We start from the raw sequence: 12,264 nt of genomic DNA on the forward strand, positions 1-12,264 counted from the left end.
GTGTTTAGCGCTATTTTAATTCTGAGTTTTTAAGTGTAGCTGGTATAGCGCTGGTTAGTGGGTGCTGTTTAGCAACGAATAGGTTTATGCCGTGTTTATCTAAAAGAGCTCTAAAGTTTAATATTGATGGGCCTTTAGCTATCACTTTTATCTGTTTAAGCTTAGTAATAGCCAACACCCCCTGCAACTGTAAATCGTAGCTTTCTTGTTGTAATACTCGTTTACTGAAGGTGGAGCTAAGGAGTAAATAATCACACTCTATTTCAGTCACCAAATTAAGCTCGCATTTGTCTTTTGCGAAATTGTTTAAGCCAATCGAATGACCGAGTTTTTTAAGCTGTTTTAAGTTCTCTAATTGCTGTGCGCTGGCATAACGCAGCTCCTGCTCATCAAACAACAAGCAAAGCTGTTCATTGTTTACCGGTTGTTTTAGTGTCGCTTTTAGTAAAGAAAATTCATGCTCTTCTAACAGTAAACTGGAGCAAGGCAATAGCGCAACGGCTATCTCTGCATTTTGTGCTTGTTGGTAAGCTTGTTGGATGAGTTGTAGTTCAACTTTGGTATGTTGTTCTTTATCATTCGCAAATTTCTTTAAAATATCAAAACTGGTAAAGCCAAGGACTGGGTGTTCACCAAAAGCCTCAAATAACGATGCACTCTGATAATGCTCATCCAAGGTGATAATATCTGAGCTACGAAACGTCATAGGCAATACATCAAGGTGATGCAATGTTTGTGACTCATGTTGCAACATAGGCTCAGTGAGCAGTGGATGAAATAACTCAAAGCGGTTTTTACCTGAATTTTTAGCATAATACATAGCAGCATCGGCGTCGCGAATGATTTCATCGGTATGTTTATAGCTTTGCTTTGAATAGGTTATCCCAATACTGGCGCCACTTTGTACACACACGCCTTTAGTACAAAACGGCTTTTGCATAATTTTTATAATGCGATTGGCAACATCTTCTGCCTGATTTGGCTCAGTTAAATGGGTTAGTAATACTACAAACTCATCTCCGCCTAGACGGGCTAATAAGTCATGCTCACGAATACATTGTGAGAATAGTTTACTAACACTAATTAAAAACTCATCGCCGGCATGATGCCCGAGCTGATCATTGATATCTTTAAACTTATCAAGGTCAATAAACAATACAGCAAAGTGCTCATTTGGATTGCGTTGATAATATTGCAGGGTTTTTTCTAGTTGAGTTAAAAATAAATTCCGATTTGGTAAGCCTGTTAGTGAGTCATGGTGAGCATCGTGATAAAGCTGTTGTTCTATTTTTTTACGTTCATCAATTTGCATTTGCAAATGTAAATTTGCTTGGCTCAATTCTTTAGTTTTTTCATTAACTCGTGAGGCAAGTTCTTGGTGGCTCTTTTTTAGTGCCTGTGAAGCTAATTTTGTTTGTAATACCGTGGCAATTTGATGCGATACAAAGGTGATTAGCTCTGCATCATCATGTGTAAAAAGGTGTTCATTATTATAAGCTTGGCAAACAATTAATCCTATAACGCCTTGCGAAGTTTTTAGCGGAGCGCCTAGCCAGCTGGTGGCTCTCTTGGATTCATCAATTGGTTTTTCACGCTCTACAATGCCACTATTTAATAACTCTTGAGCTCTTTTCGGATGAATTATTTGTGTTTCTTCGGTGCTTATAACCAGTTCACTGTAGCCTTTTGCAAAGCGCCGTGGTTGAGTGCTGCCTTGGAATTCATCGACACTGTAGGGAAAACTGATCCAACCTGATTCTTTATCATACAAGGCAATATAAAGGTTTTTTGCGTAAGTAATGGTTTTTATTATTTCGTGTATTTGAAAATAAGCATCATCTAAATTTTTGGCTTGGGTTGTCAGCTCTGAAATTTTGAATAATATTTGCTGGCGTTGCAGGGCACCTTTTCGCTGTTGTATTTCAACATTTAAAGCGTCATTACTTTGCGTTAATGCTCGGGTTCTTAATTTTACTTCTGATTCGAGTAACTCTCGTTTTTTAACCCGTTCAATTGCGGTGGCTAAATAGAGTGACATGGCCTCAAGCAGGTTTATTTGTTGCGAACTGTAACCTTGTTCTGTGTCGTAACTTTGCGCGGCTAACACACCAATAATGTTTCTTTCTTGATAAACAGGAACGCCTACCCAGTGTTCTGCAGGTGTACCCAATGCTTTAAATAAGCCTTGCTGGGCAGCATCATGCATTTGCTGTTTGGTAAAGTAAGTGGTTTTCCCTTGCTTGAAGACATAACCCGTTGCGCCTTCTTCAAAATTATTATCTCGATTAAGTGGTACTGCAATGCCATCTTTTTCATCAGAAAAATAAGATAATTCTAACTGTTGTGACTGGGGATCAACCAGCACCACATAAAAGCTTTTACTCGGAACATACTTTTGTAAAATGTCATGAATAGCAGGGTAAAGTAAGGTTAGCTCGGCAACAGTACTTGCTTGCTCTGATAATTGTATCAGGGCATTGTGGAGGTGGTAGGCATGTTTGTACTTTTTTAATAGTGCTTTTAGTCGTTTATTTTGGCGCACTACGCTATTAGGTACAATAAGTTTATCTTCCAATGATGTTTAACCAGTTATAATTTTTTGTATAGTTATTAATCATTATAGTTCCACTTTTAACATTTTGCGTCAAGTAGATATTTTTCTTAATTATGTAGCTAAAACTCATGAATTAGAAACAAAAAAGGCTTACTAAAACGTAAACCTTTTATTTAAAGCATTTTGATTTGGCTAATTTTAGTTAGCGGTCATGAAATCGATTGCTGCGCTTATTTCATCATCAGAACAATCCATACACGTTCCACGCGGTGGCATGGCATTAAAGCCATTGATCGCATGATCTAATAAGGTGTCTTTTCCTTTAGCGATACGAGGAGCCCAATCGTCAGCTGATTTAGGAGCGCCTAAAGCACCTGTGCCGTGACAAGCAAAACAGGCTGCTTGATATACTTGCTCGCCTGAACGAGGACCTGTTGGTGCAGCAACCGCTACTTTCTCACCTTCAAGGTAAACAGCACCAATAGGCGCTAAACGTTTTTTAATTGCATCTTCAGTCATAGAGTTATCATATGGCTGTGCGTATGCGGTGGTTGCTAGCACAAGTAATGCTGCAGCTGATAGTTTTTTCATTTTGCCTTGCCCACTTCAATTTGAACGTGATCAATCACGATTTTAAATGACGGAATTTAGACCAATTATAACTCCACTCAGTGATTTATAAAATGCTCAGAGTCGATTTTATTTATAAATACGACTAATGATTGTCTTAACTCAATAAATTACCTAAATAAAACGGGATCATTAGACATCTAAATGCGATCAGAACCCTAATAATTAGCTAATGGCCAATACGTTACGTACTAGTTTTTCGATTCCTGCATCGGCATCCATAATTGATTGTGCCAACATATAAGCAGGTGTTGTAACCAGCTTATTATTTTTATCAATAACAATATCATCCACTTTACACTCAATATGCTCAGCGCCTAATGTGGTTAAAGCATCGGCCGTGTCGCTATCATTACCAATAGTGAGCTGTGGTTTATTATAAATGAATGGCAATAAAGCGGGTGCAATACACATATAACCGGTGGCTTTATTTGCTTTTGCAAATGCTTTACAAGCGCTCAGTACTTCGTCATTTACTTTCGCGTTAGTGCCATTAATAGCAAAGTCAGATAAGTTTTTAGCTACACCAAAGCCGCCAGGAATAATTAAAGCGTCAAATTGTGTAATGTCTAATTCAGCGAGTGACTTTATATTGCCACGGGTGATTCGAGCCGATTCCACTAATACATTACGCGACTCTGCCATTTCTTCACCAGTAATGTGATTAAGAGTATGGTACTGCGTAATATCGGGTGCAAAACACTGATATTTCGCGTTGTTTTTTTCAATGTGTAATAAAGTAAGCACTACTTCATTAATTTCACTGCCATCAAATACGCCACAACCTGCTAAAATTACCGCTATATTTTTCATATTATTTTGCTCCATTGAAGTCATTTTAATAAAGTTTAACACGACGAATCAGCCTATCTAAAAATTTATTTGCTGGTTTTTTAGCCGCAAAGTAAGTTGTTATGCGCTATATGCCATTTGATAACTAGTAAGGGTAAAAAAAATTATAAAGGATCGCTATGATCTTTGATCCATTATGCTAGAATGCTCATCCAGTTATTTAAATGGACGTAAATAATCAAAGTGGGTTACAACACCAGTAACGGTTTAAATGCCTTTTCCACATTGATAGAAGAATAATAAAAAAGAACCTCGAATTATCTTTTTTTAAACAAAACAATAAATTACAAACTAATCTAAGCATTTTGCTATGTTTCGGATGGATAGTTTGTGGGTGTTATCTACATAGTTATCCACAAGTTGCTAAAAATGTAGCGCCCTTAATCACATTAATTCACAGTCGTTTTATTTACTGCCTTATGGCATGCTTATACTTATATTACTTTTTTGTATTTAGGATCCAATTTTACCATGGCTCAGATCCCCGAAAACCCGCTTATTCTTGTTGATGGCTCTTCATATTTGTTTCGTGCTTATCATTCGCCACCTCATTTAACTAATTCTAAAGGTGAAGCCACTGGCGCCATTTATGGCGTGGTAAACATGTTGAAAAGTTTGATCAAACAATACGATCCTTCACATATGGTAGTGGTGTTTGATGCCAAAGGTAAAACTTTTAGAAATGACATGTACAGCGAGTATAAAGCGAATCGTCCGCCAATGCCTGATGATCTGCGTACCCAAATAGCGCCGCTACATAGCATTATTAAAGCGATGGGCTTTCCATTAATTAGTATTGAAGGTGTAGAAGCCGATGACGTGATTGGTACATTTGCGCGCATTGCTTCTGAGCAACAACGCCATGTATTAGTATCAACTGGTGATAAAGATATGGCACAGTTGGTTAATGAGCATGTCACCTTGATCAATACCATGACCGACAGTATTTCAGATCCCGACACTGTGGTTGAAAAGTTTGGTGTTGGACCTGAGCTTATTATCGATTATTTAGCCTTAATGGGCGATAAAGTAGATAATATTCCTGGTGTTGAAGGGTGCGGGCCTAAAACTGCGGTTAAATGGTTACAAAAGTACGGATCGCTTCAGGGCGTAATTGATAATGCTGCTGATATCAAAGGTAAAATAGGTGAAAAGCTTGCAAAAGCGATTGATCATTTACCATTGAGCTATGAACTTGCCACTATTAAGTGTGATGTGGAGGTTGAATCCGATCTTGATACTTTTAAATTGCAAACACCGAATAAAGACGAATTAATTGCCTTATACGGTGAGTGTGAATTCCGTCGCTGGCTAGCTGAATTACTAGACAATCCAAAAGATGCTGACACACATTTAGCGGTCCCAACCCAAGAGAATGAGTTGCCAAAAGTTGAAGATGCGCACTATGAAACGATTTTAACTGAGGCCCAATTTAATACATTGATAGAGCAGCTCAATGAAGCTGAGCTATTTGCTTTTGATACTGAAACAACCAGTTTAGAGTATATGAAAGCGCAGTTGGTAGGGATGAGTTTCGCAGTAAAAGCAGGGGAAGCCGCCTACTTACCGGTTGCACATGATTACCCAGGTGCGCCTGAACAGCTAAGCCTTGAATTTGTGATGCAAAAGCTTGGGCCAATATTAGCTGACGAAAATAAAGCTAAAGTTGGTCAAAATTTAAAATACGATAAAAGTGTGCTTGCCAATGCTGGCTATGAATTAAATGGTATTAAGTTTGATACTATGTTGGAGTCTTATGTTTTTAACAGCGTAGGTACTCGTCATGATATGGACTCATTAGCACTTAAATATTTAGGCCACAAAAATATTAGCTTTGAAGACATTGCAGGTAAAGGTAAAAAGCAGCTCACGTTCAATCAAATCGAACTTGAAAAAGCGGCGCCTTATGCCGCAGAAGATGCCGATATTACTTTGCGTTTACACCAAGTACTATGGCCGAAACTTGAAGCGGATGAAAAGCTTAAATCGGTGTTTGAAAATATAGAAATGCCACTAGTAAGCGTTATTTCTGACATTGAGCGCACCGGTGTTGCTATCGACAGCAACATGTTGGCCACGCACAGCCAACGTTTAGGTGAACGATTACTTGAGCTTGAAAAAGAAGCGTTTGAAATCGCAGGCGAACCGTTTAACTTAAGCTCGCCAAAGCAATTACAAGTACTGTTATTTGAAAAGCTAGAATTGCCCGTTATCAAAAAAACACCCAAAGGCGCGCCTTCTACAGCAGAAGAAGTACTGCAAGAATTAGCACACGATTACCCATTGCCTAAAGTGATTATTGAGCATCGCGGTTTATCTAAGCTTAAATCAACTTACACAGATAAATTGCCACTGATCGTGAATGAGCAAACCAAGCGTGTGCATACTTCTTATCATCAAGCGGTAACAGCAACGGGTCGATTAAGTTCAAGCGATCCTAACCTACAAAATATTCCTATTCGTTCAGAAGAAGGGCGCCGTATTCGTGAAGCCTTTATTGCTGCTGATGGATATAAAATTGTGGCGGCCGATTACAGCCAAATAGAGCTGCGTATTATGGCGCATCTTTCACAAGATAAAGGGTTGCTCAATGCCTTTGCAAATGGCTTAGATGTGCATAGCGCTACAGCTGCTGAGGTATTTGGAGTTGAGCTTGAAGAGATTACATCTGATATGCGCCGTAAAGCTAAAGCCGTTAACTTTGGCTTAATTTATGGCATGTCGGCATTTGGTTTGGCACGTCAACTTGATGTACCACGCCATGAAGCGCAGCATTATATTGATAAATATTTTGAGCGTTTCCCAGGTGTTTTAGAATACATGGAAACAACCCGTGAAAAAGCAGCAGAAAATGGTTACGTAGAAACTATTTTTGGCCGCCGTTTACATTTACCAGAAATAAATGCCCGCAATGGAGCACGCCGCAAAGGCGCTGAGCGCGCAGCAATTAATGCCCCTATGCAAGGCACTGCTGCTGATATTATTAAAAAAGCCATGTTAACAGTACATGCATGGGTTAATCAGCAAGCGCCTAATACGGTTAAGCTACTTATGCAGGTACACGATGAATTGGTATTTGAGATTAAAACAGAGTGCACTGAGCAATACACTCAGCAAATTTGTGAGCTGATGTCACAAGCGGCACAGCTAGATGTACCACTTATAGTTGAAGCTGACGAAGGTGATAACTGGGAACAAGCGCACTAATTTAGTATGCCAAGGATGACTTGTCTTAGGTAAACACAACAGTTAAAAAGAATTATTTAAAAGCGCCAATAGGCGCTTTTCTTTTAGCTTGCAGGTTAAAAGAAAGTTAAATTAAACAGCAGTTTGTATTAAATCGTTAGAGGTTCGTCAATTCGCTTCGAATATCGATAATATGCTTGTATTTTTACGCTTGCTTTTGGTAAAGTGCCGCCCGTCCTCATCCTGTAGGACATCCTGTTGATGATGCATCGTAAGATGCAACGTATTGATAGCTTCTCCCCAGTTTGCTATATCGGCCTATCATATATTTGATGGGCCGTTTTTTTATAGCTTTACTCCTAAGCGTTAAATTTATTCTCTAATTGCACTTAGCGTTTCAAGTGATACCATCAGTTTACTGTGCGTTTTCTTTTTAACTCAGCGTATTAGTGATTTTCAATTTGACTGATCAAAGTATTATTTTTTCGGGTATAAATCTTTTATTTTAGGAGTGCATTATGTTTAAAACATTAGCTGTAGCAGGTTTATCTTTATCATGTTTACTAGTTTCAGGTGTTGCATCGGCAAACTGGCAGTTACTCAATGATAAAAGCCAATTAAGTTTTGTCTCAATTAAAAAAAATAGCATTGCTGAGGCAAGCCATTTTACTCAGTTATCAGGGCAATTGAGTGAGCAAGGTCAGTTTAGCGTAAATGTTGATTTAACCTCAGCTGAAACGTTTATTCCTATTCGTAACGAGCGCCTAAGCAAAATTTTGTTTGAATCTGACACTTTTGCAAATGCAGTATTAACCGCTGACTTATCTGATAAATTGTCACTTATTAAGCAGCCTGGGCAGTACGTATTAAAAGGTGTTAGCGCCGAGCTAGACTTTCACGGTCATAAAAAGCCACTTGCAGTTGATGTACTTGTTAGTAGTGCGGAAAACGGGGATTTAAGCGTAGCATCATTCAAGCCTATTATTATTAATAGCGATGACTTTAAAGTCACCGAAGGGATAATGCAGTTACAAAAACTAGCCGGCTTACCTTCGATTGCTACTGCGGTACCGGTTACTTTTGCACTGACCTTTAAAAAACAGTGATTTCTCTTAACGAACTTAGTAAGCAACTAAGCGAGCCAAGTAAACCTTTTGAACAATGGCAGCCTGCTCATTGCGGGCAATTGCCACTGCTGATTGACGTGCAAGGTAAATGGTTTTATGCGGGTAGTGAAATTACCCGCCAAGCCATGATAAAGCTGTTTGCTAGTGTGTTGTGTCGCGAAGATGGACAGTTTTATTTAAAAACGCCAGTAGAGAAAATTGCGATTGAGGTTAAGGATGCGCCATTTATTATTGTAAGTTGGCATCGTGAGTCGACATCTGATGGTGATGTTATTTGTTGTATTGATAACCTACAGCGTACCTGGCTACTAAGTCGTGCTGAGCCGCTATATATTAATAATTACAAAGGCGCTGCAGTGCCTTATATGCAATTACCCTATGGTTGTTTTGCGCGAGTTGCCAGAAATGTGTTTTATCAGTGGGCTGAAATAGCCGAAACAGATGAGCTCGGCTATTTTATTACCTCCGCGAATGAGCGGTTTTATTTAGGGTAATTACTCTGTGTCAGCAGGTGGAATTGCTACGATTGGACCTAAGTACCACTCATCTAACTTTTTAGCGACTTCTGGTAAGCCTGTGCCTTTAAGTGATGAAAATGCATGAACTGTTATATCGCCATCTAATTCACTCAATTCACGACGAACACTAAGTACCTGTGATTTACGTGGACCTTGCTTGAGCTTATCTGCTTTAGTTAATAGTGCCAATACTGGAATTTCACTACCTACAGCCCAATTAATTAAATCACGGTCTAAATCTTTTAATGGATGACGAATATCCATCAACACCACAATACCTTTTAAGCTTTGACGTTTTTGTAGGTATTCGCCTAGCGACTTTTGCCATTTCTTTTTCATTTCAATTGGCACTTTCGCAAAGCCATAACCTGGTAAGTCAATTAGGCGCATGTCATCGACATCGGCAAGTTCAAATGTGTTGATCAGCTGAGTACGGCCAGGTGTTTTACTAGTACGTGCTAACTTTTGATCGGTAAGGGCATTAAGCGCACTTGATTTACCTGCATTTGAGCGACCGGCAAACGCGACTTCAATTCCCGTATCAGCAGGTAATTTAGTGATGTCTGGCGCGCTTGTAACAAAAGACGCAGTGTTATACTTGATACGAGATTTGAGCACAGGCTCTCCTAAAACTAAAAAAAATAACATTGGGTAAACCAAATTCACCCGTGGCGCGTATTTTATACTATAAAGTAGCTATTAAAAAGTGTATTTGAGCATGTAAAACCGTTGCTGATGGTACATTTTAACTGGCTTAGCGATTAATTTTACTCAAAACCCTATAATTTATAGGTTTAATGTGTGTAGAAAACGTGCCAGAGAATTTAATATCGTGTAGAATATAAAAATCACAACATCCATATTGTAGATGATACAGGGTCGGAAACAGAGAATTCACCATGAAAAAAATAGCACTATCTTTAACTATATTGCTTGGTGCGTTGTCAGCAAGCAACGCAACAGCATTTGATGGCGATGTAAACGCAGGTAAAGAAAAATCAGCAACGTGTGCGGCTTGTCACGGCCCAGACGGTAATGCGCCGGTTAACATCTACCCAAAAATTGCAGGCCAACACGCAGATTACATATACAAACAACTTACTGAATTTAAATTAGGTATGACTTCGGGCGGTAAAGAAGGTCGAATGAATCCAGTAATGAGCGGTATGGCAATGCCATTGAGCGATCAAGATATGAAAGACTTATCTGCTTATTTTGCTTCTTTGAATATGTCTGAAGGTGCTACACCTAAAGATGTTCAAGAAACAGGCGCTATGTTGTACAAAGCGGGTGACGCTGAACGCGGAATTCCATCATGTGCGGCTTGTCATGGTCCACGTGGTAATGGCTCTTCATTAGCTAAATTCCCAAAAATTTCTTTTCAACATCCTGAATACATCAAGTCACAACTTGAACAGTTCAGAGATGGCACTCGTAATAACGACCTAAATGGTGTTATGCAAGATATTGCTCAGAAATTAACTGATAAAGACATTGAAACATTATCTAAATACCTAGGTGGTCTACACTAAAGTCGTATTTATTTAGATATTGTTAACATAATACAATGTTAAATAGACAAAAAGCAGCTTTGGCTGCTTTTTTTGTTTCTGAAATGACCGATAAAGCCCCTTCACTTGTAAGACATTGACCATACTTTAATGTAAGAAAAGTCTCATTTTATTTTTATTTTTTAAGTTAACTTATTGTAATTTATAATTTTTAACGTCTTTTGTTATGTTTTACATAAGAAAAAAGATATAAATTAGTTGTAACAAAATTATTAACGAGTAAATTAACCCCTGTCGCAACAATAATAACAAATAGGAAAACGTTATAAGGATCGTAGCGCGGCACGACTGAATAGCACATTGAGAGTGCTACTAAAGGAAATAACAAAAAAGTGTCAGGAAAGACCGAAAATAATAAAAACTCATGGAAGTTTAATAATAAAAACAAAATGGAATGCTACACGGAAGATAAATAATAATAATACGGATAAAGAAATAATAATAAAAATAATAAAGACTAAAAAGTCGAAGGGAGAAGTGTCCATATAATGGCGCTCAGATTAGCAGGCGGTAGAGATGTTTTCTCTACCGCCTTTTTATTTGTCCTGTTACAATACCCCCCGTTTAAAAAAAGCATCTAAATATGCTTTGGCGTATATATAGAGAAACCCAACCTCTAAAACGCAAACCGAATTCTTCTGGCTAGGCCAGCATCGCGATGCCCATTGAGTTGCGCCTCGCTCAAAACCTCTTAAGTGAGACGATCAAGATATGAGTAGAAAGAAAAAGTCACGTAAAATTCCATCAAATGGACCCGTTCGTTTAAGCCAAGATAAGCTTAAAGAAATGCGTGCATTGAAAGAGCAACGTGTAAAAAAAACCAAAGGCGCTAAGCCTGGTTCACGTAATGCACCTGATGCATTGAGTAATGACACTCAAAAAACAGGTTCGGCTGCTAAAGACAAACGTGTTGGTAGTAAAAAAGCAGTACCATTAGTTGCCCCAGCCGCTGAACCAAAAGTCGAAATGAAACGTAACCTTAAGCCTGTAGCAGAGCTTAAAAAGGCGATTGAGCCTGAGTTAACGCCTGAGCAAGAATTAGAGGCGCTTGAAAATGATGAGCGCTTGCTTAAATTAGTTGAGCGTCATGAGCAAGGTGAAATGCTAACGGGTAAAGATGCTAAATACTTTAATAGCCGTATAGCGCGTCACCAAGTGCTGTGTAAGTTATTAGGCATTGAAGATGAAGAAGAATTTGAAGATGACTTCAGTGATGAAGAAAGTAATTCAGATTTTGATCAATACCTATCAAACGACCTAGCTAATGAATGGCTAGATGACGACGAAGATAAGTAATAAGGATACGCAATGAGTACAGCAGTGATCTTAGCCTTAGTTGTAGGTGCTGCTATTATAGCGGGCTTGGCATTTTATGCGGGTCAGTTGCTCTACAAGCTAAATGTGCAAAAAAAGCTAATTAGCAAACAACAGGCAGAGCAACAGCAAAAACTTAAGCAGTCGCGTTTAAAACGTAATGCAAAGCTAGCCGATAGTATTCATTTAATTGCACGTGCGATGAATGAAAAGCAATGTGATTACTCTGAGGGCTGTTTACGTATTTGGGTGCTGATGTCGCAATATAGTTTTGATACTGAGCGTGACTTAACAACTGCATACCCAGGCATTTATAAAATGTACGACGTGGTAAAAGAAATGCCAACTCACGATTCGCGCAAAAAGTACGCTAAAAAAGAAATTTTTAAGCAAGATACCGCACGCTGGCGCGCAGAAGAATCACTGAGTGATGAAATTGAAGCTGACTGTAAAAAAATTATTGTTGAATTTAAAGCAGCCCAAGGCAGCGAAAACGTGGTTTTTAACTAGCA

General features: G+C 38.7%; 10 protein-coding genes. 6 read left to right on the forward strand and 4 right to left on the reverse strand.

From position 1 onward, the window contains the following. Positions 1–10: 10 nt before the first annotated feature. From PUND_RS01310 to elbB, 3 genes are all read right to left on the reverse strand, one after another. Complete coding sequence (locus PUND_RS01310) at positions 11–2,575, reverse strand: bifunctional diguanylate cyclase/phosphodiesterase (RefSeq protein ID WP_010390361.1); 2,565 nt, start codon at positions 2,573–2,575, stop codon at positions 11–13. A gap of 177 nt (positions 2,576–2,752) precedes the next feature. After that, positions 2,753–3,145, reverse strand: coding sequence for a c-type cytochrome (locus PUND_RS01315; RefSeq protein ID WP_008112730.1), 393 nt, complete (start codon positions 3,143–3,145; stop codon positions 2,753–2,755). A 204-nt stretch (positions 3,146–3,349) separates the two neighbouring features. Further along, positions 3,350–3,997 (reverse strand): isoprenoid biosynthesis glyoxalase ElbB, encoded by a 648-nt coding sequence (gene elbB / locus PUND_RS01320; protein ID WP_010390362.1) that lies wholly within the window; start codon positions 3,995–3,997, stop codon positions 3,350–3,352. 510 nt (positions 3,998–4,507) lie between these two features. Between elbB and polA the strand changes: the two genes are divergently transcribed. The 3 genes from polA (at position 4,508) to PUND_RS01335 (ending at position 8,843) form a co-directional block, all read left to right on the forward strand. Next, positions 4,508–7,243: a DNA polymerase I gene (gene polA, locus PUND_RS01325; RefSeq protein WP_010390364.1), complete on the forward strand. Its 2,736-nt coding sequence runs from the start codon at positions 4,508–4,510 to the stop codon at positions 7,241–7,243. Between the two features lie 497 nt (positions 7,244–7,740). Continuing rightward, complete coding sequence (locus PUND_RS01330; protein ID WP_010390366.1) at positions 7,741–8,328, forward strand: YceI family protein; 588 nt, start codon at positions 7,741–7,743, stop codon at positions 8,326–8,328. Next, positions 8,325–8,843, forward strand: a complete 519-nt coding sequence (locus tag PUND_RS01335; RefSeq protein WP_010390369.1) for a DUF1285 domain-containing protein — start codon at positions 8,325–8,327, stop codon at positions 8,841–8,843. Before PUND_RS01330 ends, PUND_RS01335 begins: the two co-directional genes overlap by 4 nt. Here the strand turns inward: PUND_RS01335 and yihA are convergent, their stop codons facing one another. Next, complete coding sequence (yihA, locus tag PUND_RS01340) at positions 8,844–9,485, reverse strand: ribosome biogenesis GTP-binding protein YihA/YsxC (RefSeq protein ID WP_041709727.1); 642 nt, start codon at positions 9,483–9,485, stop codon at positions 8,844–8,846. It lies immediately after the preceding gene. Positions 9,486–9,766: 281 nt separating this feature from the next. On the opposite strand from yihA, the gene PUND_RS01345 reads away from it, so the two are divergent. From PUND_RS01345 to PUND_RS01355, 3 genes are all read left to right on the forward strand, one after another. Further along, entirely contained in the window at positions 9,767–10,399 is a 633-nt protein-coding gene (locus PUND_RS01345) for a c-type cytochrome (RefSeq protein ID WP_010390373.1), read from the forward strand. Between the two features lie 750 nt (positions 10,400–11,149). Beyond that, positions 11,150–11,734 carry a Der GTPase-activating protein YihI gene (gene yihI / locus PUND_RS01350; RefSeq protein WP_008112715.1) on the forward strand — a complete coding sequence of 195 codons (585 nt, stop codon included), beginning with the start codon at positions 11,150–11,152 and terminating at the stop codon, positions 11,732–11,734. A 12-nt stretch (positions 11,735–11,746) separates the two neighbouring features. After that, complete coding sequence (locus PUND_RS01355) at positions 11,747–12,262, forward strand: DUF2489 domain-containing protein (protein WP_010390378.1); 516 nt, start codon at positions 11,747–11,749, stop codon at positions 12,260–12,262. Positions 12,263–12,264: the final 2 nt, after the last annotated feature.

This window comes from Pseudoalteromonas undina, assembly GCF_000238275.3.
Classification (GTDB): Bacteria; Pseudomonadota; Gammaproteobacteria; order Enterobacterales; family Alteromonadaceae; genus Pseudoalteromonas; species Pseudoalteromonas undina.

What these genes read in the sequence shown, in the direction of transcription:
- PUND_RS01315 (WP_008112730.1), bottom strand. Translation starts at nt 3,145, where the DNA reads ATGAAAAAACTATCAGCTGCAGCATTACTTGTGCTAGCAACCACCGCA.
- PUND_RS01330 (WP_010390366.1), top strand. Translation starts at nt 7,741, where the DNA reads ATGTTTAAAACATTAGCTGTAGCAGGTTTATCTTTATCATGTTTACTA.
- yihI (WP_008112715.1), top strand. Translation starts at nt 11,150, where the DNA reads ATGAGTAGAAAGAAAAAGTCACGTAAAATTCCATCAAATGGACCCGTT.
- polA (WP_010390364.1), top strand. Translation starts at nt 4,508, where the DNA reads ATGGCTCAGATCCCCGAAAACCCGCTTATTCTTGTTGATGGCTCTTCA.
- elbB (WP_010390362.1), bottom strand. Translation starts at nt 3,997, where the DNA reads ATGAAAAATATAGCGGTAATTTTAGCAGGTTGTGGCGTATTTGATGGC.
- PUND_RS01345 (WP_010390373.1), top strand. Translation starts at nt 9,767, where the DNA reads ATGAAAAAAATAGCACTATCTTTAACTATATTGCTTGGTGCGTTGTCA.
- PUND_RS01355 (WP_010390378.1), top strand. Translation starts at nt 11,747, where the DNA reads ATGAGTACAGCAGTGATCTTAGCCTTAGTTGTAGGTGCTGCTATTATA.